The following is a 24,727-nucleotide window of genomic DNA, read 5'->3' on the forward strand; positions in this document are numbered from 1 at the left end:
AATTCATCTTACTCAGTTGCTCTGGTATCAACAAGAGCGGGCTGAAAATTTACCAAATGATAACAAGTGCCGGCTAGAGGCCAACTAAGCTTTATGTTAAGGTCGCGCCTGCTTTTTTGGGAGACTCCGATGTCACACTCTAACGCAGATCAGAACAATACCACAGCCGTGTTACGTTTAGATAAATGGTTGTGGGCTTGCCGTTTTTATAAAACCCGTAGTCTGGCAAAAGACATGATTGATGGCGGTAAAGTTCAGTATAATGGCCAACGTTGTAAAGCCAGCAAAAACGTTGAAATTGGTGCCACCATCAGATTAACCCAGGGCACAGATGAAAAAACTGTGGTGGTGCGGGCTTTATCCGAACAACGTCTGGCCGCGCCACTGGCACAACAACTGTATGAAGAAACTGCCGAAAGTGTGCAGCAGCGCGCCGAGCGGGCCGAACTTCGCAAACTGAATTTGTTGTTTGCGCCTCATCCGGACAGCAAACCAGACAAAAAAATGCGGCGGCAATTATTGCTGCTCAAATCGCAACAATGAGGGTGTTATGAGTCAATCTGATCAACTGGTTCGTTTTTTATTCCGCGAAAAAGACGTACGTGGAGAAATAGTCCAGGTGGCTGCCAGCCTGGATCTGATGCTGCAGAATCACCAATATGCCCAGCCGGTGAAAAAATTACTGGCTGAACTGGTGGCCGCCACCAGTTTATTAACCGCCACCTTAAAATTTGAAGGCCAGATTGCGGTGCAAATTCAGGGTGATGGCCCGGTAAAATTTGCCGCTGTCAACGGCAATAATAAACAGCAGTTCCGTGGTGTGGTGCGGATGCAAAGTGAAGTGACAGGCGACAGTTTCCTAGAGCTGATTGGTCAGGGTTTTTTACTGGTGACAATCACGCCGGATCAGGGCGAGCGGTATCAGGGCGTGATCCCTGTCACCGGCAACAGCCTGTCTGAAACACTGGAAGCTTATTTTAACCAGTCTGAGCAGTTGCCCACCCGCATTTATCTGCACACCGATATTGGCGAAGTGCATAACAAAGCCGCAGGTTTGCTGTTGCAGGTACTGCCGGTGGATCAGGACAAAGCCAAGCATGACTTTGCTGAGCTGGAACAGCTGACCGATACCATCACAGCCGAAGAACTGCTGACACTGCCGCCGGAAGATATGTTGTACCGTTTATTCCATCAGGAAGTGGTGGAGTTATTCCCGGCACAAAAGGTGGAGTTTGTCTGTGGTTGTTCACGCGACAAATGTGAAGCAGCCATTATCAGCCTGGGCCAGGCCGCTATTGAAGAACATATTGCCGAAGGCAAACTGGATATCAGCTGCGAATATTGCAACACCACTTATCATTTTGACAGCAATGCGCTGATCCAGCTGGCGAGAAAATTCTAAGCCACAACTGTGAAGTCTGTATCTGCTGTGTTGTGTTCAGCATCAGGCAGAAAAAAAGCCAGTCAGATGACTGGCTTTTTTATAGCTGACAAAAATGTCAGTGTTTTATCTTAACGCTGGCGACGACGTAACAGCGCCAGTGGCAGTAACAATAAGCTGAACCAACCCATAGAGCCACTTGATTTCTTCTCGATGGTGACACTGCTGGTGGCTGCATCAGAAGTTAACCCGGCAGAGTCAGTCGCTGTCACTGTCAGATTCACTGTACCTGCATCACCTTTGATCAGGGTACGGGTCAGTACAATCTTACCGTCCGCATAAGCAAAGATGGATGGAGATACGGTAAAGCTGCGGACAGTTGCACCTGCTTCACGCACCTGAGTTACCACGTTGGCAACCACAGTACCTGCTGTGCTGCCTTGTGGCAGTGTTGCATTCACGGTTTGCAGTTGAACTGTTGGTTTTTCATCGGCAACGTTGGTGATGTTTACAGTTACGCTGGTTGGTGCTGAAGTAGCGCCCTGGCTATTGATAGCAACAACTTCCAGCACTGCACTGGTGGCACCTGTGTCATAGTTCAGACCAGCAGTATTTTTCACCACAATACGGCCATCTTTTTCCAGATGAATTGCCGAGTTGTTGCTGCCAGCCAGATAGAACTCAACTACAGGTGCGTTGTAATCAAACTCTGTCGTCAGCTGACCAATCACAGTACCAACAGCGGCATTTTCAGCCACGCTGAAAGTGCGGTTGGCGATCACCGGCGCTTTACCTGTAGCACTGGTGTCACCGGCAAACAGGGCGTCACCCACGTCTGATAACAGCGCAAAACCAGTTACACCATTTTCAACTTTCACATCCAGTGCCACTTCAGCGCCTGCCGGCACAACGCTGACAGCTTTACCACCTGAAGTCATCACTGCATCAACAGCACCCACTGTCAGTTTAGCTTTAGCAACAACCATATCATCTGCCGGCACGCCTGAACCCAGACCAATGGCAAAACCGTTGTTGATAGTACGGTAACGCAGTGTCACATTCTGACCAATGCTGCTGGCTGTTAAACCTACATGATCAAAACAGGCACTTAAAGTGACATTACGCTGGCCTGTAGCATGGAACATATTGCCAACATAACCACTCTGGGTTGGGTAAGGTGTGGCAAAAGTTACCATTAAACCCGCCGGGTTATTGGCATTCAGGCGGCTATATAACAGCGAGTCCATTTTATAGTCGTAGACACCGTCGTTGTTCACATCCAGATCCACACCGGTGTTAGCCTGTAACAGGTGGTTCAGGCCGTTCTCCAGCGTCAGGGTTGGCGCCAGTAAATAACCTGAAGGACATAAGCTGGTTGGTACTTCCAGCACATCTAAGGATGCAGCACGGATATCGTGTGTCACGTTTTCTTTGGCATCAGTGGCAACTAACTGGGTGGCATACACTTCAGCATCTTTGCTGCTGCTGTTTTTCACGACCAGCGTTGACTTACCACCGACAATTTTATTTTCAACGGACAGCTGTGCTACAGCTTTTGGCAGCACGTGGTAAACCAGATGCAGGTCATAATCACCTGTCACTGTCGGATCATCAAAGACCAGAGCGCCGTCATATTCTACTTTGGTTAAGGCCGCATCTTTTTCCAGTGTTGGTGTGGTGTTTTCCAGGCCCCATGCTGGTAACTTTTGCGGGTTGATAGTCAGGCTGACGTCAAACTTGGTCACTTGGCCTGGCTGCACTGTGACAGAAGCAGGGAAAGACCAGCTCAGTGCACCTGTGGCTGTATCTTCCGCAAAACGGTCTTTGATACGCAGGTTATAGGTTCTGGCTGTGGTACTGAAGTTTTTCAGCGTCACGGTTTTTTTCAGGGTGGTGGTTTTGGTTAAATTCACCAGACCAAAAGACAAGGCCGCCTGTTGGGTATCAAAGGCGGTGTCGTCAACCCAGGCTGCAACCGGCAGTTTCACTGCTTTGTCTACATCCACTAAACCAGCACCAATGGCTGAAATAGGCGCCAGTTTGGCTTCCGGATGTTTGGCCGGCAGGTTGTAAACCTCCGGGTTTGCCGTGTTCATCAGGGTTGCTTTGACTTCCTGGGCAGTACGGTTTGGTAATGCCTGACGTAACAACGCAGCAGCACCGGCCGTAATTGGGCCTGAGAACGAAGTCCCTGAGTTTGGAGCCGTTTTATCACCTGTACCTACGGCCGCCATAATGATGTTGGTGCCTGGTGCGGTAATTTCAGGTTTTAATAAACCTTGCATTGAAGGGCCGCGCGACGTGAAAGTTGCAATACCACCGGCAGATGGGAATGACACAGTAGACACACTGTAAGTGACCGCACCTTTTGCCAGCTCGGCTTTCACCGCATTACCGTCTTCCAACGAAATACCCACTGAAGGAATGGTCACCAGCGGATCGGAACCACCGGCATTGGTTGGGCCTGCGCCAGCCGCATTGTTGGCAATAATGACAAATTTAGCGCCGGCATTTTGTGCATTCAGCACTTTTTGTGTGAAGTTACAGGTACCACGGTCTACCAGGACCGCTTTGCCTTCTAATGACTTTTCAGCAAATGGGTCGCAGCCAAGCGGATTGGCATCAACCCTTACCAGCGGCGCTGAAGTTTGATCAAAGCTGAACACCGCATCTTTGTTAAAGCCTGAAGCGACCATCGCAATTTTTTTACCAGCAATAGTGTTGTTGGTAAAAGCTGTGCCAACGCCGGTCGGGTGTGTCATAGCGCCAACAGACAATGCATTTGGTGTGGTGCTCGGACCACCAACACGGAATGGGTTCGGGCCGTCATTACCGGCAGAAATCACCATATTTACGCCAAGTTTGGCGGCTTGCTGAATTGCAAGCTGGGTACCGCTGACTGCTGTGGCAGAACCAAACTGGCCACCTAAAGACATATTCACCACATTGACGCGGTCGCTGATATCACCATCACCGTTCGGGTCCATCGACGCATCTAACGCAGCTAACTGCGCCGCACCAGGGCAGGTACCGGTACAAACGGTATAAGCATAAAGTTCGGCTTCAGGCGCTACCGCCAGCACTGAACTGGCTACAAAGGTACCGTGGCCACCTGTTCTTGGGTCTAATGGGTTACCGTCATTGTTGATAAAGTCATAACCACCTAACACCCGACCCTGTGGCCAACTTGGTGCTACGGCAAGATTCTGCGCATCATAAGCTGCCACAGTACCTGCGCCGCCCATGGCTTTATGGGTGTAATCCACACCGCTGTCTAACACGGCAACACGTACACCTTTACCTGTCACTGTGCCGGCGCTGATTAAGGCTTTGGCTTTAATGTAGTCAACACTGGGGGCCAGCATTGGCTTGCTGTCGAAGACCGGATAAATAGCTTCAACCTGAGGATTTTGCTGCAGTGCATCTAATGCAGATTGTGAAGCGCGAACCACTATACCTGCCGCCAGGTTACGGGTAGAAGCCAGTACTTCAGCATCGCGGTCCAGTTGTTGTAATTCAGCTGTTACTTGTTGCTGCGCATCAGCAATAGATAACTGGGCTGTTTGCAGCCCTGCTGCGTCCACGCCTTTTGACGCTAAGTCAGCCAGACCGGCTGAACGTAACACCACATAATAAGAAGAAGGCTGAACCTGCTGATCATCGACCAACAACTGCTGAGGTGCAGTTTGTTCACCAATCAGGTCCGTCGCCAGCGCCGTTCCCATCCGATATTGTTCAAGCGTTGCAGCAGACAGGCCGCTGGATACGGCCAGCCCGACCGCTGTCGCCAGCGCTGTTTTATAGATTTGTTTCATGTTTCCTCCAGAAGGATTTTTTGGACTTTTGTTGCATTCGCCAGGTCTTTGCCTGGGTGTTATTTTTTATGTAAAACGAAAATTTGTTTGTCAGGCCAATGGCAAATACCATCAACCTGATGAATAAGCTCACTATTGTTATTGCCTCAGCGGGAACAAACATGCAGTAGCTGATTAAATGTAAAGGAAGGCAGAGCGGTCATCCCTCACATTTATAAATTCATTTAGTAAATAAATGACAAAAACTTTACACATGTATTCTTGCTGGCGTCAATGATGCGCCGGGCAGACCAGCCACCGCTCATCTCATTTTTTTACTGACTGTCGCAAGCCAGCAGCTGTATGCTTGCCGGAAATTGCCAGCAAATAAAGCAGAGTCATAGTCACATCGCCAGTTATTGTGTGCATAAAGAGGCTGAAAGTGCTGTGATTGCTGCCGGTTGGCAGGAAATAGCGTTATAAACCAAGAGCGTTGCCTGGCCGACAGCTGATGTACATAATTATGTGCAGTTTCTGCTATTTTATCTGCTTTAGATTTTTTCATTCAGCACTTTTCCATCAGTCTGCTGAATTTGTAAGTCAGGCTGTAATAAAAAACAACAACATTCAGCCGTGCCCAACAAGAATGCATAAAAATGCAGATGAATATTCAAGATCACGCTATTTTTTGCCAGCATAGGCATATTCTAGTCGTACCATTCAAATTTTCTGTCGCCGAAACTGTCCAGTTACAGTAGAATAGCCTGAAATCATTTACTGCCTACAACACAAACTCTGTACCCCCAAGGAGTCAGCTGATAATGACCGCTCAAACTGTTCGTCACGTCGATTTAACTGTGGCCGATCTGGTCGAACACGCCATTCGCCGTCAGGAAGGAATTTTGGCCGATAACGGCGCTTTAGTTGTGAAAACAGGTGCCCGCACCGGTCGTTCACCAAAAGACCGTTATATTGTTAAAGAAGCGACCACTGAACAAGATATTCAGTGGGGTAACGTCAATCAGCCAATAGCGCCGGAAGTGTTTAACGCGCTGTGGGACAAAGCAGCTCATTATATTTCTGACCGTGAACATTTTGTGTCGCACCTGGAAGTAGGTGCAGATCCGGAGCATTACCTGCCAGTGGTCGTGACCACAGAAACTGCATGGCAACACATTTTTGCCAAAAACCTGTTTATCACCCCAGCAAGCTGGAATGCTGCCAACAAAGCACAATGGCAAATTCTGAACGTACCAGGTTTTGTTTGTGATCCAGCCCGTGACGGAACCAACTCAGACGGCACTGTGATGATCAACTTTGCTGATCGCAAAGTGTTGTTAGCAGGCATGCGTTATGCCGGCGAAATGAAAAAAGCGATGTTCTCGGTACAAAACTTCCTGTTACCGGCCAAAGGTGTATTACCAATGCACTGTTCAGCCAACGTTGGTGACGAAGGTGATGTGACTTTATTCTTTGGTTTGTCAGGCACTGGTAAAACAACTTTATCTGCCGATCCAAAACGCAACCTGATTGGCGACGACGAACACGGTTGGGCACCAGGCAGCGTGTTTAATATCGAAGGCGGTTGTTACGCTAAATGTATCGACCTGTCGAAGAAAAACGAACCTGTGATTTGGGATGCCATCCGTTTTGGTACCATTCTGGAAAACGTCGTACTGGACGCTAACCGCACGCCAGACTACAAAGACGCCAGCCTGACACAAAACAGCCGCGCTGCTTACCCGTTGGCCCACGTAGAAAAACGTGTACTGGCGAACCGCGCTGGTGAACCACGCGCTGTGGTTTTCCTGACTTGTGACGTTTCTGGTGTGTTACCACCGGTGTCTGTGTTGTCAGAAGAAGCGGCCGCTTACCACTTCTTAAGTGGGTACACAGCCAAAGTAGGTTCAACTGAAATTGGTTCTACTGCTGCTATCGAGTCCACCTTCTCTACTTGTTTTGGTGCACCATTCTTCCCACGTCCGGCCGGTGTTTACGCTGAGCTGCTGATCAAACGTGTCCGTGAATTTGGTAGCAAAGTGTACCTGGTGAACACGGGCTGGACTGGCGGTCCACACGGTGTAGGTAAACGTTTTGACATCCCAACCACCCGCGCCATCATTGACGCTATCGTGTCTGGCGAGCTGGCAAATGTTGAAACTATTCACCTGCCACAGCTGAACCTGAACGTGCCTGTTGCTATTCCAGGTGTCGACAGCAAGCTGTTAAACCCACGTGATACCTGGGCGGACAAAGCACAATACGACCAATACGCGGCCAAACTGGCTGCTGAATTTGCCAATAACTTCAAGAAATACGACGTTTCTGAAGCCATCCGCAATGCAGGTCCAAAAGCTTAATTGATAAGCTGATAAAGCCGGTTCACCGGCTTTGATAAAAAAACCGCCAAGTGGCGGTTTTTTTATTGGTATAAACCCAACAGCAGCATAGCTGTGGTTTATTGCTGAGCCGTCAGCTGAAAACACCTCACAGCAATAGCATTTTTGCTGTTATCCCGTCTTTTTGGTTTTGCCGGCCGCTTCAGTTTTATTTTTCAGCGGTAAATACACTGTGGCCACCAAACCGCCATAAGCATGGTTATGTAAGGTCACTTCGCCTCTGTGCATATCGACAATTTTTTTGATAATGGCAAGCCCCAGGCCAGAGCCGGCACTGCCACGGGCGCTGTCGCCCTGGGTAAAAGGTTCGAACATCTGCGCCATCTGACTTTCCGGAATACCGGGGCCGTGATCGCGCACCTGCACATACACCCGCTGGCTGCCTTTTTCAAAACCTGTACGTACTTCAATAGCACCGTCGGAGTATTTAAAGGCGTTTTCAATCAGGTTGGTCAGCACCCTTTTAATGGCGATACGCCGCAGCGGCACCAAAGGTAAATTTGCCGCGAGTTCAGTTTGAATATCTCTTTGTTGCAGCCGCTCTGCACTGATTTGCTCGTTGACCAGCAGATTGAGATCTTCCTCACTTAAAGCTTCTTCTTTATGGTGACGGATGTAGTCAATAAACTGGTCGATAATAGCGTTCATATCATCGATGTCGTTGGCAATGCCATCCCTAATCCAACTGTCGGCTTCACTCATCATTTCACTGGCAAGGCGGATGCGGGTCAGCGGCGTGCGCAAATCGTGCGACACACCTGCCATTAACAAAGCCCGGTCTTTTTCCAGCTGTTTAATGCCTTTGGCCATATGGTTAAAAGCCCGGGTTACCGCAATAATTTCGCTGGAACCCACTTCAGGCAAAGGCTCGGGTATATCACCCCGTCCTACCCTGAGCGCCGCTTGTTGCAAGCCCTGCAAAGGCCGGTTCAGCTGCCGGGCAAACCACCAACCACCAGCCACACTTAAAAAGCCAATCAACAGAATATAAATCTGCAGAGGTTTAAAGTCGGTTTCATTGAGACCACTGAGCGGAATACGCACCCAATAATCCGGTGCCTGGGGTGGGCGCACCCAAAACGCAAAACTTAAACTTTGTTCAATGCGCACTTCAGCAGGGCCACCCAGCTCACGCGACATTTGATCCGAGATGTACTGGTAATAAGTGGCATCGGCCAGACCATTGAGCATAGCGTCATGCTGACGGTATACCTCAATGCCGGTTGCCTGCTGGAATCTTTCGGTAATTTCAGCCGACAACGTTGGATTGGCATGACCCACATCGATAAAAACCACCTTAATTTGTTTAGCAATCAGGTGGTTGGTTTGCTGTAAGCTGGGCTGGATCACATAAACAGCCACCAGAAAATACGACACCAGCTGGTTAATTAATAATAAAAAACCAATCAGAAAAACCGTTTTTCCAAAAGCACTGCGGGGCAACAATCGCATTTAACCGGCAACACCATCTGGCACAAACACATAACCCAGACCCCAGACCGTCTGGATATAACGTGGATTGGTCGGATCGTCTTCAATCATGCGGCGCAGTCTCGACACCTGCACATCAATACTACGCTCCATCGCCGAATAGTCGCGGCCGCGCGCCATATTCATCAGTTTGTCGCGTGACAAGGGTTCACGGGCATGGCTGACCAGCACCTTGAGCACGGCAAATTCGCCGCTGGTAAGCGGCATCAGCTCATCGCCCCGGCGCATTTCGCGGGTGGCCAGGTTAAAACTAAAAGGCCCGAATTTGACCAGGGTTTCTTCCTGTGTTGGTGCACCCGGCAATTCTTTGGATTTACGGCGTAACACAGCACGAATACGCGCTAATAATTCCCGCGGGTTAAAAGGTTTAGGCAGATAATCATCAGCGCCCATTTCCAGACCAATAATACGGTCAACTTCGTCACCTTTGGCCGTCAGCATAATGATAGGGATTTCGTTTTCCTGCTGACGTAACTTGCGGCAGATCGACAAACCGTCTTCACCAGGCAACATTAAATCCAGTACCAGTAAATGGAAGTTTTCCCGCTCCATCAGCCTTGTCATTTGTTCAAAATTGGCCGAAGTACGAACAATATATCCTTGTTCTACCAGATAACGTTCTAACAAAGAACGCAATCTCATATCGTCATCGACCACCAGAATTTTGGTTGTTTCCTGAGTCTGCATAGTGAGTTACCTTGGCTAGGGTTTTTCCCACTATAAACGAAAAACCCGCAAGGTCGGAAACACATTGCGGGTTTTGGTGTTACAAATCGTTTCTGATAAAACAGTTGTCACTCAGGGTTTTGGCAGATCGGCACTACTGACTTTTTTCAGCGGCGGATTAACCCAGACCACATGCGCCACCTGGCGATGCTGGCGTTGTGAGTTTTCCGCTTTATTCACCTGCTCCTGATCCACCACATAAGCATAATTTTGATCAAGCGTGCTGCAACCGGTAAGCATCAAAGCCAAAGTCGCCACGCCAACTAACACTGTATTTTTTTTCATCTTTTTACCCTCTGGCTTGGTCTGTACCCTGACTATAGCCAACAGCACGGCAAATTCGCTAGCAGATTTTTGTTACACGTAGATGACAATAAGTTGTGATGCACAAAATATTTTTATCTATATGATTTTAAATAATTTTTATTTTATAAAGTCATGCTCGGCAGCACAGGCCTTTAATACATCAGGCACCACTTCGGCCAATTCAACCTCAGCTAAATGTTGTAACACACATTGGTGGAATGCTTTTTTGTCTGGCGTGACCACCAGCTCAAGGTGCAGCATATGACAGGATTGTTTCACTTTGTGCCAGACTTGCGGCAATTGTGCTTTGGGTGCATAGGTTAATAAACATTGATGGTACAAGGCGTTTTTGTCGGCTGCTGCCGCACTGCCTGACAGCAATAACAGCAATAACAGCAATAACAGCAATAACAGCAAAATGTGCAGTTTTTTCATGACAAGCTCCTTGGTCCTGCTTTGAATCTAACAACAATAAGTAACAGCGCGCTGAACAAAAGCCCGCTGCTGTGTTTTAACAGCAGATTTCACTGTGCATTTTTGCTAAGGTAACCAGAGTTTTTTGGCGGTGAATAAACTATTTATGAGCAACTTTTTTGACACTCTGTGGCGCAGTACCCAAAGCTTTTTAGCCCAGCCTAACTTCCTGATGCAACTTGCCGTGATTGCCGTTTTTACCGGCTTGGGCTGGTGGCTGAATCACTGGTTACAACGACGGCTGATTGATGATGGCCGCAGCCATTTGCGCCATGTTGCCATCCGCAGTTCTCAACGGATTTTTTTCCCGTTTTTTATGGCGTTGTGCTTGTGGCTTGCCGCCGAAGTGATGCTGAATTTTGCGTTTGAGGTTGCCCTACTGCAGCTGTTACAACCTGTTGCGCTGGCACTTGGCGTGATCCGCTTGTTGGTCTATATGCTGCGCAAGGCGTTTTTATCCAGCCCGCTGCTAAAAACGCTGGAACCCATCATTTCAACCCTGATTTGGCTGGTGCTGGTGTTGCATCTGGCCGGTTGGTTAACTGCAGCCCGCGATTTGATTGATCAGATAGCGCTGACGGTTGGCACCACAAGGATCTCACTGCTGATGGTGCTTGAGCTGATTATGCTGGTCACTGCGGCTTTTACGGTGTCTTTGTGGTTGTCGGAAATCATCAGCCAACGACTAAAAAACTCCCGCAGTATCAGCCCCAGCATGCAGGTTGGACTGGTCAAGTTCAGCAAGTTTTTCCTGGTGACAGTAGCCTTTTTAGTGGCGCTAAATGCCGCCGGCATCAGTATGAGTTCGCTGGCGGTGTTTGGTGGTGCTCTGGGTGTTGGTTTGGGCCTGGGCTTACAACGTATCGCATCAAATTTTATCAGTGGCTTTATTCTGGTGCTGGACAGGTCGGTTAAACCGGGTGACCTCATTACTGTCGGTGAAAACTTCGGCCGGGTAGAACAACTGAATGCCCGTTATGTGGTGCTGCGCAACCGTCAGGGTGTGGATTCGTTAATTCCCAACGAACATCTGATTATTAATGAAGTCACTAACTGGAGTTATGCCGACCCTAATGTGCGGCTGGAAATTGATGTACAGGTCAGCTACAACGACGACCCTGAACAAGCCATGGCATTAATGCTGGAATCTGCTTACGCCTCCCCCAGAGTGTTAACAACACCGGAGCCGACCGTCAGACTGCTGAATTTTGCGGACAATGGTATTCACCTGCAGCTCAGAGTCTGGATTGCCGATCTGGAAAATGGCCGTGGTGCCGTCAAATCTGATATCAACAGAGCCATTTGGCACAAATTTAAACAACAGGGCATCAGTTTCCCTTACCCGCAACGGGATCTGCATTTAAAAAGTGGCTGGCCACCAGCTGCAGCCTCAGGCCAACAAGACGTAAAGGTTTAATATGCACAAGCTTGAAGATATTGTGATCCTCAGTGGCAGCCGCACTGCGATTGGCAGTTTTGGCGGCAGCCTGTCTGCTTTCAGTCCGGCAGAGCTTGGCAGTTTTGCTGCCCGCGCTGCCATCAGTCAGGCCGGAGTGGATGCTGCAGCCATCGACCATGCGGTGTTTGGCCACATTATTACCACTGCACCACAGGATGCTTATCTGGCACGCCATATTGCACTGAATGTTGGTTTGACACCAACCTCGGCCGCCTTTAATGTGAACCGGCTTTGTGGTTCAGCGGTGCAGTCGGTGATTTCAGCGGCGCAAATGTTGATGCTCGGCGACAGTCAGCTGGCGCTGGCCGGTGGTGCTGAAAGTATGAGTCGTGGCGCTTATTTATTGCCTGGCCTGCGCAGTGGTTTACGGATGGGCTCGGCGCCTGTTACAGATTTAACTTTAGGTATTCTGAGCGACCCTTTTGGCAGTGGTCATATGGGTTTAACAGCGGAGCGGATTGCCGCTCAATACCAGCTAAGCCGGCAGGATCTTGACGAGTTTGCGCTGCACAGCCAGCAAAAAGCCGCTGCCGCTATAACAGCCGGTTATTTTGTCAGCCAGATCACACCAGTGACTGTCACTCAAGGCAAACAGATCCGCCAGTTTGTACAGGATGAACATCCAAGGCCAGAGACCAGCCTGCAAAGTCTGGCCGCACTCAAACCTGCTTTTAGTAACGAAGGCATAGTCACAGCAGGCAATAGTTCTGGCCTGAATGACGGTGCTGCCGCTTTAATGCTGAGCAACCGCCAGTTTGCCTCAAGCCATGGCCTTAGAGTCAGAGCCAGACTCAGAGGTTATAGTTTTGCCGGCGTTGCACCAGAGGTGATGGGGCTGGGCCCGATACCGGCCGTGCAACAACTGCTGAAAAAAACCGGTTTGTCTGTGACAGATTTGGCGGTGATAGAATCCAACGAAGCTTTTGCTGCGCAGGCTATTGCTGTGAATCGCAGCCTGGGTTTGGATGAAACCAGAGTAAACCCTCATGGCGGTGCTATCGCCTTAGGACATCCGGTTGGTGCCACTGGCTCGATATTAATAATAAAAGCTTTATATGAACTGGAACGTATTGATGGCCAGTTTGCTCTGGTCACTATGTGTATCGGCGGTGGTCAGGGGGTGGCTTTGCTGCTGGAGCGCTGCAGTTAACTCAGCACTTGGGCTTAGCCAAGCCCAAGCGGGTGAACTGGCATCTGATAAAAAGCTGGCGCCGGTAACACCTCAGCCCGGGTTTTCGTCATTGTCATCAAGTTCAGACGCATCCAGCTCGTCGAGTGAGCGCGCCGTCCAGTCCGGCGCCAGTTCAGCACCAGCTTTGGGGTAATAAATCTGGCAGACCAGCCACTCTTTGCTGCCGGCCGGGGTTTGCACCACAAAAGAGTCATCCACCTGTTTTTTTAACAAAGCCCGCGCCATAGGGGCATCAATTGAAATGTAATCTTTGCGGCCATAAATTTCATCGGGCCCGACAATCCGGAATTTCAGGCAGGCACCGGCTTCATCTTCAATTTCTACCCAGGCACCAAAAAACACTTTGCCTTCCTGCTCAGGTGCATAATCAACAATTTTTAAGTCATCAAGCCGCTTACGCAGGTATCTGATCCTGCTGTCTATTTGCCGTAAAAGTCTTTTATTGAACTGATAATCGGCGTTCTCTGACCTGTCGCCCAAGCTGGCCGCCCAGCTGACGATACGGGTCACTTCCGGTCTTTTTTTAAACCACAGATGGTCATGTTCCGCTTTTAATGCGTTATAACCCTCGCGGGTCACTAACTTGGTTTTCACCTGATGAATAATCGGTGTTTTTGCCACTCTGCTTCACTCTATTCAAGGTTGCTAATACCACAAAAACTGGCCTGCCGCTGCCCCGGTATCGGTAACAACAATGGATTTTTTGCCGCTGAAGATAGACAATACCGGCCATCTGCATTGTTAGCCAGCCCGCACTTAGTTTTTACCGGTGCAGGACTTGAGGAATATAAGAATATGTCGTTGATTGTCAAACAAATTGCCACGGAAATTTCTGCACGCGCTGAACAGGTTGCCGCCGCCATTGCTTTATTGGACGAAGGCGCCACAGTGCCTTTTATCGCCCGTTACCGTAAAGAAGTGACAGGCGGGCTGGATGATAACCAATTACGTGCCTTAGAGCAGCGCTTAACTTATTTGCGTGAGCTGGAAGACAGGCGTCAGGTAATTTTAAAAACCATTCAGGAACAAGGCAAACTGACCGCTGAGCTGGAACGAGATATTCTGGCCGCCGACAATAAAACCCGGTTAGAAGATTTATACCTGCCATACAAAGCTAAACGCCGCACCAAAGGCCAAATTGCCATAGAAGCAGGTTTATTACCGCTGGCGGATGCCTTGTTGGCCGACCCGGATCTGGCGCCGGAAAGCGCCGCTCAGCCTTATATCAACAGCGAAGCCGGTTTTGCCGATGTCAAAGCAGTATTGGACGGTGCCAAGTATATTCTGATGGAACGTTTTGCTGAAGACGCTGATTTGCTGGCCAAATTGCGTCGCCATCTGGCGCAGCATGCGGTATTAAAAAGCAGCATGGTGGCAGGTAAAGAAACCGAAGGCGCAAAATTCCGCGATTATTTTGCCCATCAGGAAGCCTGGAAAAACGTACCGTCGCATCGTGCCCTGGCCATGTTCCGTGGCCGCAACGAAGGGGTATTGAATCTGCAGTTACTGCCTGATGCCGACGAAGAAAACGCCCACGCCAACTGCGAGCAAATGATTGCCAGCCATTTTAATTTGCGTCAGCAAAACCGCGCCGGCGACGCTTTTATGCGCACTGTGGTGCAGTGGACCTGGAAAGTAAAACTTCATCTGCAGCTGGAAAATGACCTGCTCGGTGAATTACGCGAAAAAGCTGAAGTGGAAGCCATCGCCGTATTTGCCCGTAATATGAAAGACTTATTAATGGCAGCTCCTGCCGGTATGCGTGCCACTCTGGGTCTGGACCCTGGTCTTCGCACTGGGGTGAAAGTCATAGTGGTGGATGAAACCGGTAAGCTGGTGGCACATACCACTGTATTCCCGCATGCCCCACAAAACCTGTGGGACAAATCGGTGAAAACCCTGGCCGCTTATTGCAAACAATACAAAGTTGAACTGATTGCCATTGGTAATGGCACCGCCTCCAGAGAAACCGACAAACTGGCCGGTGACGTGATTAAAATGCTGCCGGAAATGCGCCTGACCAAAGTGATGGTGTCAGAGGCCGGTGCTTCAGTGTATTCCGCTTCTGAACTGGCGGCGCAGGAGTTCCCGGAGTTAGACGTATCATTGCGTGGTGCTGTTTCTATTGGCCGTCGCCTGCAAGATCCGCTGGCCGAACTGGTAAAAATTGAGCCTAAAGCTATCGGCGTTGGCCAGTATCAGCACGATGTTAACCAGAGTTTGTTAACCAAATCACTGGATGCGGTAGTGGAAGACTGTGTAAACGCCGTTGGGGTGGATCTCAACACCGCCTCAGTACCGCTGTTGGCGCGGGTTGCCGGTCTGAATAAAACGCTGGCGCAAAATATTGTGTTATACCGCGACAGCAACGGCCGTTTTATGCAGCGCAAAGATTTATTAAAAGTGCCGCGCCTTGGCCCTAAAGCTTATGAACAAGCCGCCGGCTTTTTACGTATCAGCAACGGCAGCAACCCGCTGGATGCCTCAGCGGTGCACCCTGAAGCTTATCCTTTGGTGGAAAAGATTGTCAGCAAACACCAGAAGTCGGTGACTGACATTATCGGTAACAGCAGCTTTTTAAAGTCGATTAACCCTGCCGAATTTGCCGATGATACCTTTGGTATTCCAACCATCAGCGACATTTTAAAAGAGCTGGATAAACCGGGCCGCGACCCTCGTCCAGAGTTTAAAACCGCTAACTTTAAAGACGGTGTGGAAAAACTGTCGGACTTAACACCTGGCATGTTACTCGAAGGCGTGATCACCAATGTCACTAACTTTGGCGCTTTTGTGGATATCGGCGTGCATCAGGACGGTTTGGTGCATATTTCATCATTAACCGACAAATTTGTCAGCGACCCCCATCAAGTGGTCAAAGCCGGCGATATTGTGAAAGTGAAAGTGCTGGAAGTTGAAGCCGACCGTAAGCGTATTGCACTGACGATGCGGATGGATGAACAACCACAACAGCGCGGTGCGGCCAAAGAAAACATTAAAACACAAAACTCAGGTGGTTACGCTGGCAAAACAGCACCAAAAGCGGTCAAAGCAGTTGATCAGGGCAATGCCGCTATGGGCAATGCTTTTGCCGCAGCGCTCGCCAAACTGAAAAAATAGTTCCGCAAACTTATCAGTTTTTTTATAAGGAACGCCGTCTTTAAGACGGCGTTTTATTTGAATCGCTGTAACACAGAGCGGCTAAGTGTTAAATCAGCCGAGCTGTTGCCCGGCACTGTGGCTACATCAACCTTGAATACTTTAAATACTTTGAATCAGTGGCCGTTCAGCAGGAATGGTGGCACGGGCATAAAAACCGGCGATCACTTCACTACGCAGTTGCATCTGCGGATCGCGGGCAAAAGAGCGGGTTTCAGGAGCCACATAACGACTGGCGTTTTCTTTTATTGCATTGTATTGCTGTTGCCGCTCTTGCTGCATATCGCTGACAACATCTTCTTCCTGCCGGGCAGCGGCCCTGCTCTGGTCAGAAAACATATCCTGCTCAGCTTCAATGTCTGCAAGTTCAACCCGGCCTGTCATTTCAGCAAAAGCTGCGGCGGCGTCGTAGTCACCATCCGACGCTGGCGGGTCGTTTAATGGTAATAATTCCTGCGCCAGTTCAATCTGAGCTTCAACAATACGGCGACTGGCTTCTGCGGCAATTTGTTGATCCGTGGAGGAAGGGTCGGCTGGCGCCAATGCAGCCGCCTTGACCTGCTGCATTTTGATAATAGTGGCCTGAGGATCACCAGGCACTTCCGCCAGGTCGATGTTCACCTCACCACCAACGGCATATTTCTGACCGTCAGGGCCTGTCTGATAACTGTAACTTGGGCTACCGGCTAACTGACCACCGACTGATGCATGCGCCTGTTCGTGCGCTCTGACTTCAGCATCACGTTTTTTCAGTTCGGCAATTTCACGTTGTTCTGCAGCTTGCTGACGTTGTTCTGACGGACTACCGTTCCGACTATCCTGATCTTGTCCGCCCTGCTGACCACTGTTTTCGCCCTGTTGCTCACGGCCAGAGCTTTCTTCACCACGCCCTTCAATCGCTTGTTTTAGTTCGGTGCCGCGGTTTTTAATGTCATCGCTATAGGTGTAACCATTGCTGGCATTGTGATTGCGGCTTTTATCTTCGGAAATGACCCCTTTTTCAGCGGCACCACGCTCAGCCTGAGTCACAGGTTCAATAATGTCGCGTTTTAAATTTTCCCGGCGCGCCAAATCAACGGCAGGATTGCCGGGATAAGGGTTGATATTGGTAAAGGCCGGAGGGGTGATGATCATTTTGTGTTACTCACACCCGGATATCGATCACAGAACCAAGCACTTCATCTGCCGTCTGAATAGAACGCACATTGGCCTCTGCGTTAATCTGTTCTGTGGTCAATTGCACCAGGCTTTGTGTCAGACCCGGGGTTTGAGCTTCTGAGCTTAAAGTTACTCTATCGGTTTCAGTACGGCTTTGCTGAGCTGCAGCATCTTCGCGGGCATTTTGCAGCCGCTGCTGATTGGCGGTTTCGCGGTTGATATTCACTGTGGCTTCGGTAATGCCATAAGACGCACTTTGCAGGCCCTGAGTGCCTGAAGCAAAAGCTGATTGAATGTCCATGGTAGATCTCCGGCGTTTAGCGAACTTGATTAAATTCTAATCAAGAACACTGCCAGACTCAAGCTAAAGCCGGCAAAAGCGGCAAATATTTGCCGCTTTTGCCGGTATTTATGGCCAGTTATGCTGACATCAGCTGCAACCTGAGGATGCTTGTGCCGCCCATTGCCGCAGCCATTGCATAAACTCGGCCTGGTGCGAGATAAAGGGGGCGTGGGAAGCCTTTGGCAACAGCGTCACTTCAGCCGCAGGACAGATTTGACTGAGTGTATCCAGCATCGCAACAGGGACCAGCGAATCGAGCCGGCCAAAACAATAAGCAAGCGGCATTTGTAGCTCTGTCAGCCTTGGCCTTAAATCACCATCGGCCAGCAGCTGTAAACCGCCAGCCAATGCTTCGGAACTGGGTAACGGTAAACTTAATACCGCCTGTTTTAGTGCCTTGATATCCTGCCTTGCGGTTTCACTGCCAAGGGCCTGAATTGCCAGAAACCGCTCAACCGTCAACGCCAGATCTTTTGATAAAGCACCGGCAAACTGACTAAGTACCCGTTCGTCCATGCCTGGCCAGCCTGCTTTGGCTAAAAAACAGGGTGAACTGGCCACCAGCGCCAGCGCTTTGACTTTTTCCGGATGCTCCAGTGCCAGCTGTGTGGCTATTAAGCCACCCAAAGACCAGCCCAACACCAGACTCTGCGGCGGAATCGTGGCCGCCATTTCAGCAGCCACAGCACTGAGTGTATAAGGACTCGGGCACTGCTGATTCAAGCCAAAACCAGGCAAGTCAGGAGTCAGCAGCTGATAATCGTCAGCTAATAACGGAATAAGATGTTGCCAAACAGCATGATTTAACCCCCAACCGTGCAACAGTACCAGACTGGGTTTGCCTCTTTGCGGCTGAACTGCCATAGTGAACCTAAATGTTTATTTTTTGTGAAAATGCCAAGAATCATCTCTGTTGTGCACCAGTGCCTGCACCTGCTGTTGCCCAACTCTTGTTTGTGGTGCCAGCTACCGGTGCAACAGCCCGAGGCGCAGCTGTGCGATTATTGTAACTTGGCCTTACCCCGCTTGTCGCCGGCATTACCAACACAAAATGCCTTGTTATTACCCGCTGTTGCGCGTGGGCTGAAACCCCGTCACTTTGATGCCCTTTATAGCCTGAGCTGGTACCAGAATCCCTGGTCACACTGGATTGTGGCCTGGAAGTTCAACCGGGATCTGGCTTGTCGCGCCTTACTTTGTCAACAACTGGCCAGCGCAACAAAAAGTTATCAGGCACCAGCTGATGCGGCTGTGTGTTATGTACCTATGAGCAGCAACAGATACAAAGAACGAGGTTTTAATCAGGCGGAAGAGCTGGCGCGTGCCCTGGCAACCAGTCTGCAATTGCCGTTATTGTCGGTATTTTCCAGTAAAGCCGGTGTCAAACACCAGGTGGGGCTGAGCCGGGCACAGCGCAGGGCCAATCTGCGCCGCCAGTTCAGCTTACAAACAAAGCTGGAATTACCGGCGCATATGCTGTTGGTGGATGATGTGATCACCACAGGCGCAACGGTGAATCAGCTCTGCTTATTGTTAAAAAAACACGGGGTCCGGACTGTCGATGTCTGGACCCTGGCCGTCACTTCTGCCAAAAGGCAAAGGCGTTATTCAGCAGCCCCTTCATCGTCACCGGACGCCGAATCAAAAGCTTTGGCAAAATAAAGTGCGTTCACCAGAATACGGCTGGAACCGGTGAAATAACCGCGGAACACCGGGTTGTCTACCATCACAATGACTCTGCCTTTACCCATGGTCTGTGCCAGCAAGGCCGGACTTTCGCTGATCTGCCCAGCCAGCTCTGGTGCAACAAAACCCGCCAGCTGCTTACCACTGCGGTAAGTGCCCACTGTGACAAAATCTTTGTTGGCTGTTTTCAGTAACATCAGATCGTTTTTAAACACCGGCAATTCAGCTCTTGGCAAACCAAAACTCAGCGGATGACTTAAATCGAGCTCCAACTGGAAAATGGCACCGGCAATCCGTTGTTGCCCGGCCAGCTTTTCTTTGTCGTTGTAACGCAGCTCATCAAGCTTGACCAGCTGTTTCAGCTCTTCTTTATTGGCAACAGCACTGGCGATCCAACCTTGTTTGGCGACAAACTCCAGCGCTGATTTTTGCGCCCATAACACTCCACCGGCTTTAACCCAGCTTTCCAGTTTGGCAATATCACTTTCTTTCCAGCTTTGATATTTACCATCCGGCAACAGAATATGGCTGTAACGGCTTAAATCTATCTGACCAAGCCGCGCCGGCTCCACCAAACTGGGTGACACACCAGCCAACCGCTCCAGATTAAACCACAGCTCCCCCGCTTCACTGGAATTCACGCCAGGCCCGGCCATCACCAGTACTTGTGGCAGCTTTAGCTGCACCATTTGATTACTGCCTAAATCCTGCCCCATAGGTGTTAAACCTGAACTGATGGCCGCAAGAGATAAACCATGCTGTTGCTGGGCTTGCTGCAGCACACTGAACCAGTCACCTTGTTGTAAACCAGCCGGCACCAGCACAGTGCCGGCGGCAAACTGCTGTACACCTTCAGCCGTCTCTGCACTAAAGGCTTTACTGGCTGCTCTAAGTTGCAAACCTTTAGCCAGCAGTTGCTGCACCAGCACTGGAGCCCGTTGATCCTGCCAACGGATTGCATAAGCGTAAGCGCCGGCGGTGACAGGCGCTGCGACTGCAGCCGCAGGCTGCCACGGCGTTTTGCTCAGCGCTGCCGGTACTTTACGGCTGCTGGCAAAAGTGATGTTGTAGGCATAAGGTAAGGTCCAGGCCGACACATCATAAAAAGTATTGTCACGGAAATTGGTTTCTGTGCTGAACGCCGCTTTGAGCAGCCGGTATTGGCTTTGTTTTAACGGCACAAAATAACTTTGTCCGGCCGGGAACTGCTGCTCACCCTGACTGACATTTTCAGTTAACGCATAAGCTTTGATTTGGTGTTGTGCCAGCAACTGCAATAGATCCTGCAACCGGCTTTGATCAGCACTTTCGGTTAATAAATACCCCTGCACCGCATCATCGGCTGCCAGCGACTGACTGTCGCGGAAAAATTTGCGCTGCCACTGCTGTAATTCGGCTTTGTGAGCAACGGCGCCTCTTAAAGTCGACAAAGACGTCAGCAATTGATTTTCAATAGTGGTGGCAAAACTTAAGGGGCCATTGATGCTGTCCTGCAAATGGCCGCGGCTGCTGGCCTGCTCAAATAAAATGCCGATTGAACCATGCACGTCCGGATAGGTTGAACCCTTGCCAATATAAAAGTCATCAAAACTTTCTTCGGTGTAATACAACTTGCCTTTGTCATCAAAGGCTTTGGCATGGTACTGCGCCAATAATGCGGTTAATTTGTAGTTTTCATCCGGAGTGGCCGGATTGTTGCGGCTTGGAATACCTGGCTGGAAAAAATAACTGCTGTTGGTGCCCATTTCATGGAAATCCCCCAGCACCTGCGGCAGCCAGTGATGGAACTGGGCAATACGGGCGCGGCTTTCCGGATGCTGTAGCGGCAGCCAATCACGGTTTAAGTCAAACCAGTAGTGATTGGGCCGGCCATTCGGCCAGGGTTCCACATGCTCACGGTGTTGTGGGTCGGCCACAGGATTCAGCCCCTGGTGCATATTGGCCCAGTTGGCAAAACGGTCATGTCCATCCGGATTTAAACTGGGTTGGATCAGAATAATGGCCTGTTCCAGCCACTGATTTACTTCGGCAGTATCACTGCTCAGCAGATAATGCGCCAGCTGCATTGCGGCATTGGCGCCGCTGGGTTCATTACCATGAATACTGTAACCCAACCAAATCACCAGGGGCAGTTGCGCATCGGCCTGCTGTTCACCTTTTGCCACCGCCAGATGCTGCCGCCTGATGTCGTCCAGCTTTGCCATGTTGGCTTTGGAGCTGACCACCAGCTGTAACAGCGGTCTTTGCTCGTGGGTGCGACCTATTTCCTGCAGCAGTGCCCGCTCTGGCTGGCTTGTTGCAAGCTCACGGAAATATCGTTCAATCTGATCATGACGGGCATGCCACTGGCCCGGGGCAAAACCAAGAATTTTCGCTGGTGCAGGCACCTGCGCATCGCTCTGTTGCTGAGCAGCCAGGCCCCCTGCAGCAATACAGCCGGTCAAAGTTAAAGCGGCCAATAAAGTGAAATTTTTCATCACAACTCCTGTTACTTTGGCACCACCTTAACAATAAAGATTGGGATTGCTCAAGCGGGGTTGGCAGGGCTGCGCCCAAGGAGTATCATAGCCATTAACCTAGTAATTTAGTCAGGTACTAAGCAATGATTCATATCTCAGAAGCTGCGCAAGCGCACTTTGTTAAGTTGTTGGAAAAACAGGCGACCGGCACCAATATCAGAGTGTTTGTAGTCAATCCTGGCACGGCTCAGGCTGAATGTGGTGTGTCTTATTGCCCTGTTGATGCGGTGGAAGAATCGGATTTAAAAGTAGCTTTTAGCGGTTTTTCTGCGGTGATTGATGCCGACAGCAAACCCTTTTTGGTCGATGCTGAAATTGATTTTGTCACCGATCAGATGGGTTCACAGCTGACGTTAAAAGCGCCGAACGCCAAAGTACGCAAGGTTAATGACAATGCCCCACTGAAAGAACGGGTGCAATACGTCATTGACGCTGAAATTAATCCACAACTGGCCAACCATGGTGGCCGGGTGTCTGTGGTTGAGCTGACCGAAGAAGGTGTGGCTGTGCTGCAGTTTGGCGGCGGCTGCAACGGTTGTTCTCAGGTGGATTTAACCTTAAAGGAAGGCATCGAAAAAGAGTTGCTGAACCGCTTTAGCGGTGAGCTGAGTGGTGTGCGGGATGTCACCGACCACCAGCGTGGTGAACACTCTTATTATTAAGTCTTGCCAATGCGGCTAAACATCACCTTACCAACGGCTGCCCAATGCGGCCGTTGTTTTATCTGGGGAATGGCAGGATTCTGGCTGCTTTTGCTGGTGTTTATGCTGTTACCGGCAGAACCACTCTGGTTACTGCAAACTGTGATTCTGTTATGGTTGGTGAGTTTTATCATCACTTTTGGCAGTTATCTATTGCTGTTGCTGCGTCGTATTGGCATTTTGCCCAAGGACGAATAGTTTTAAGGATCTGTTGATGCGTTGTCTGTTTTTGTCTGCGTTGCGCTTTATCTTCACCACAGCTTTAACTATCACCGCGCTTAGCACCACAACAGCGCAGGCTGCTATTATTCTGCAATACCATCATGTGGCCACTAATACCCCTAAAACCACCAGCGTCACCCCGGCTGAATTTCGCCAGCAAATGCAGCTGCTCAAAGAGCAAAAGATGAAAGTGGTGAGCCTGGAACGGCTGATTAACCAGCTTAAAGCCGGCGAGCCTTTGGCAGACAATGAAGTGGCCATCACTTTTGACGATGGTTTTGAAAATGTCTTCACCCATGCCCGTCCTATCCTGCGGGAATTTGGTTACCCTTACACCATGTTTTTAGGGCCGGCGTTAATAGACCGCAAAGAAGGCCCGGTATTAAGCTGGCAACAAATTCAGACCATGCATAACGAAGGCGTGATTATTGCCAACCACAGCTCTTATCACCACAGATTGGCAGTGCCGAATAAAGGCGAAAGCAAAGCGCAATGGCGGCAAAGGGTTAAAACCGACATTCTGCTGGCCGAACAACAACTGGAAGAAAAACTGGGCGTGCGCCGCCAATGGCTGGCTTACCCTTATGGTGATTTTAGTGCTGAGCTGGAAGCTCTGGTAAAAGAGCTGGGTTTTATTGGCATTGGCCAGCAATCCGGCGCTGTTGGCCCTGGTGTTTCTTTAACCCGTATCCCACGTTACCCATCGTCCAGCCAGTTTGCCGCGTTAAAACATTTTGGCCCTAAGTTAAAAACCCTGGCCTTGCCGGTCACAGACTACAGCGGCGCTGACCCCGTCAGCAAAACCAATCCGCCCAGCCTGAAGTTAACAGTTGATGCCAAAGACTTTAAAACAGCACAGCTCAACTGCTTTTTTAATGGAGAAGCGATACCGCTGACCTGGCTGGACGAGCGTACCTTTGTTGCCAAAGCCAAAGTACCGCTCAAACTCAGTCACAACAGATACAACTGCACAGCACCCAGCCTCAGTAAAAAAGGGTATTTTTACTGGTTCTCCCAGCCCTGGGTGTTTTTGCTTTAGCCGCCTGAATGCTGCTAAGGCATAGCCTTACTGCAGTTTGGCCATCACCAGCGGGAAGTCCGCCAGTAACATTGTTTTGCTCACCAGCGGCACTTTGCCGGCTGCCATTTCTGGTTTAAAGACAGCCGCCAGCTGCGCATCCGGGTTGATCAACACAATAGAAGCACTGTGATCCACCAGATAATCCGGCTCTGTAGTGCTGCTAATGGCATACATCAGCCCCAAGTCCCGCACAAAAGGAAATAACTGATCATGGCCTGCGGTCACGCCGGTAATGGCCGGTTGCTGAAAATAACCGACATAACTGTTGAGCTGATTGACAGTGTCACGCTGTGGATCAGCTGAAATAAACCAGATTGCCAGCTTGGCGTCCGCAGGCAACATTTGCTTTAACTGGTTATAGCTGCCAGACAAAGTGGCCATAGTCATAGGGCAAATATCCGGGCAATAGGTGTAACCGACAAAAGCCAGCGTCCACTGACCACGCAAATCTTGCCGACCCAAAGTAGTACCCAGATGGCTGCTTAGTTTAAACTCCTGCAGGTCGCGTGCTTTTGGGTACACCAAAGCCGACACCGGCTCGTCCACCTTTTGTAAATGTTGATAACTCAAGACACCGGCCAGCATCACCAGTATTAACAACAACGCCACCACAACTTTTTGTATTTTCACAACTTCATT

22 protein-coding genes are annotated in these 24,727 nt (G+C 49.9%); 10 read left to right on the plus strand and 12 right to left on the minus strand.

From position 1 onward, the window contains the following. Positions 1-129 precede the first annotated feature (129 nt). Both hslR and hslO read left to right on the plus strand, forming a co-directional pair. On the plus strand, positions 130-543 hold the full coding sequence (hslR, locus tag V7P87_RS08765; protein ID WP_333797097.1) for a ribosome-associated heat shock protein Hsp15: 414 nt from the start codon (positions 130-132) through the stop codon (positions 541-543). A 7-nt stretch (positions 544-550) separates the two neighbouring features. After that, positions 551-1,402 (plus strand): Hsp33 family molecular chaperone HslO, encoded by an 852-nt coding sequence (gene hslO, locus V7P87_RS08770; RefSeq protein ID WP_333797098.1) that lies wholly within the window; start codon positions 551-553, stop codon positions 1,400-1,402. A 110-nt stretch (positions 1,403-1,512) separates the two neighbouring features. On the opposite strand, the gene V7P87_RS08775 is transcribed toward hslO, so the two are convergent. Together V7P87_RS08775 and V7P87_RS08780 are read right to left on the minus strand one after the other, a co-directional pair. Then, positions 1,513-5,196, minus strand: a complete 3,684-nt coding sequence (locus V7P87_RS08775) for a S8 family serine peptidase (RefSeq protein WP_333797099.1) — start codon at positions 5,194-5,196, stop codon at positions 1,513-1,515. 301 nt (positions 5,197-5,497) lie between these two features. After that, entirely contained in the window at positions 5,498-5,740 is a 243-nt protein-coding gene (locus V7P87_RS08780; protein ID WP_333797100.1) for a hypothetical protein, read from the minus strand. 256 nt (positions 5,741-5,996) lie between these two features. Between V7P87_RS08780 and V7P87_RS08785 the strand changes: the two genes are divergently transcribed. After that, positions 5,997-7,535 carry a phosphoenolpyruvate carboxykinase gene (locus tag V7P87_RS08785; RefSeq protein WP_296298023.1) on the plus strand — a complete coding sequence of 513 codons (1,539 nt, stop codon included), beginning with the start codon at positions 5,997-5,999 and terminating at the stop codon, positions 7,533-7,535. 150 nt (positions 7,536-7,685) lie between these two features. Here V7P87_RS08785 and envZ read toward each other — a convergent pair whose 3' ends face one another. The 4 genes from envZ to V7P87_RS08805 form a co-directional block, all read right to left on the minus strand. Then, the gene (gene envZ / locus V7P87_RS08790; RefSeq protein WP_333797101.1) at positions 7,686-9,026 is read right to left on the minus strand and encodes a two-component system sensor histidine kinase EnvZ; all 1,341 of its coding nucleotides are present in this window, start codon (positions 9,024-9,026) and stop codon (positions 7,686-7,688) included. Next, a complete protein-coding gene (gene ompR, locus V7P87_RS08795) occupies positions 9,027-9,752 on the minus strand; it encodes an osmolarity response regulator transcription factor OmpR (RefSeq protein ID WP_296298027.1) in 726 nt (241 codons plus the stop codon). It lies immediately after the preceding gene. 111 nt (positions 9,753-9,863) lie between these two features. Next, positions 9,864-10,076 carry a hypothetical protein gene (locus tag V7P87_RS08800; protein WP_296298030.1) on the minus strand — a complete coding sequence of 71 codons (213 nt, stop codon included), beginning with the start codon at positions 10,074-10,076 and terminating at the stop codon, positions 9,864-9,866. 138 nt (positions 10,077-10,214) lie between these two features. After that, the gene (locus V7P87_RS08805; RefSeq protein WP_333797102.1) at positions 10,215-10,532 is read right to left on the minus strand and encodes a hypothetical protein; all 318 of its coding nucleotides are present in this window, start codon (positions 10,530-10,532) and stop codon (positions 10,215-10,217) included. 145 nt (positions 10,533-10,677) lie between these two features. On the opposite strand from V7P87_RS08805, the gene V7P87_RS08810 reads away from it, so the two are divergent. Together V7P87_RS08810 and V7P87_RS08815 are read left to right on the plus strand one after the other, a co-directional pair. Next, positions 10,678-11,988 carry a mechanosensitive ion channel family protein gene (locus V7P87_RS08810; RefSeq protein ID WP_333797103.1) on the plus strand — a complete coding sequence of 437 codons (1,311 nt, stop codon included), beginning with the start codon at positions 10,678-10,680 and terminating at the stop codon, positions 11,986-11,988. 1 nt (position 11,989) lies between these two features. Then, positions 11,990-13,180 (plus strand): acetyl-CoA C-acyltransferase, encoded by a 1,191-nt coding sequence (locus tag V7P87_RS08815; RefSeq protein ID WP_333797104.1) that lies wholly within the window; start codon positions 11,990-11,992, stop codon positions 13,178-13,180. 72 nt (positions 13,181-13,252) lie between these two features. On the opposite strand, the gene greB is transcribed toward V7P87_RS08815, so the two are convergent. Continuing rightward, positions 13,253-13,843, minus strand: a complete 591-nt coding sequence (gene greB, locus V7P87_RS08820; protein WP_442967949.1) for a transcription elongation factor GreB — start codon at positions 13,841-13,843, stop codon at positions 13,253-13,255. Positions 13,844-14,017: 174 nt separating this feature from the next. Between greB and V7P87_RS08825 the strand changes: the two genes are divergently transcribed. Continuing rightward, positions 14,018-16,339: a Tex family protein gene (locus V7P87_RS08825; protein WP_333797105.1), complete on the plus strand. Its 2,322-nt coding sequence runs from the start codon at positions 14,018-14,020 to the stop codon at positions 16,337-16,339. A gap of 141 nt (positions 16,340-16,480) precedes the next feature. Here V7P87_RS08825 and V7P87_RS08830 read toward each other — a convergent pair whose 3' ends face one another. The 3 genes from V7P87_RS08830 to bioH form a co-directional block, all read right to left on the minus strand. Continuing rightward, entirely contained in the window at positions 16,481-17,512 is a 1,032-nt protein-coding gene (locus tag V7P87_RS08830; protein WP_333797106.1) for a putative metalloprotease CJM1_0395 family protein, read from the minus strand. Positions 17,513-17,522: 10 nt separating this feature from the next. Then, entirely contained in the window at positions 17,523-17,837 is a 315-nt protein-coding gene (locus V7P87_RS08835) for an excinuclease ATPase subunit (RefSeq protein WP_333797107.1), read from the minus strand. Positions 17,838-17,966: 129 nt separating this feature from the next. Next, positions 17,967-18,743: a pimeloyl-ACP methyl ester esterase BioH gene (gene bioH, locus V7P87_RS08840; RefSeq protein ID WP_333797108.1), complete on the minus strand. Its 777-nt coding sequence runs from the start codon at positions 18,741-18,743 to the stop codon at positions 17,967-17,969. Between the two features lie 108 nt (positions 18,744-18,851). On the opposite strand from bioH, the gene V7P87_RS08845 reads away from it, so the two are divergent. Beyond that, positions 18,852-19,541 (plus strand): ComF family protein, encoded by a 690-nt coding sequence (locus V7P87_RS08845; RefSeq protein WP_333797109.1) that lies wholly within the window; start codon positions 18,852-18,854, stop codon positions 19,539-19,541. Here V7P87_RS08845 and V7P87_RS08850 read toward each other — a convergent pair. After that, positions 19,484-22,042, minus strand: a complete 2,559-nt coding sequence (locus tag V7P87_RS08850) for a M14 metallopeptidase family protein (RefSeq protein WP_333797110.1) — start codon at positions 22,040-22,042, stop codon at positions 19,484-19,486. The genes V7P87_RS08845 and V7P87_RS08850 overlap by 58 nt on opposite strands. Positions 22,043-22,167: 125 nt before the next feature. Here V7P87_RS08850 and nfuA point away from each other — a divergent pair, with 125 nt between their 5' ends. From nfuA to V7P87_RS08865, 3 genes are all read left to right on the plus strand, one after another. Further along, entirely contained in the window at positions 22,168-22,746 is a 579-nt protein-coding gene (nfuA, locus tag V7P87_RS08855; protein ID WP_333797111.1) for a Fe-S biogenesis protein NfuA, read from the plus strand. A gap of 69 nt (positions 22,747-22,815) precedes the next feature. Next, positions 22,816-22,983: a hypothetical protein gene (locus V7P87_RS08860; RefSeq protein ID WP_333797112.1), complete on the plus strand. Its 168-nt coding sequence runs from the start codon at positions 22,816-22,818 to the stop codon at positions 22,981-22,983. A gap of 16 nt (positions 22,984-22,999) precedes the next feature. Further along, positions 23,000-24,046, plus strand: coding sequence for a polysaccharide deacetylase family protein (locus V7P87_RS08865; RefSeq protein WP_333797113.1), 1,047 nt, complete (start codon positions 23,000-23,002; stop codon positions 24,044-24,046). 27 nt (positions 24,047-24,073) lie between these two features. Here V7P87_RS08865 and V7P87_RS08870 read toward each other — a convergent pair whose 3' ends face one another. Next, positions 24,074-24,718 carry an SCO family protein gene (locus tag V7P87_RS08870; RefSeq protein WP_333797114.1) on the minus strand — a complete coding sequence of 215 codons (645 nt, stop codon included), beginning with the start codon at positions 24,716-24,718 and terminating at the stop codon, positions 24,074-24,076. Positions 24,719-24,727: the final 9 nt, after the last annotated feature.

Origin of the sequence: Rheinheimera sp., assembly GCF_036782235.1 — a bacterium.
In the GTDB taxonomy this organism is placed as follows: Bacteria; Pseudomonadota; Gammaproteobacteria; order Enterobacterales; family Alteromonadaceae; genus Pararheinheimera.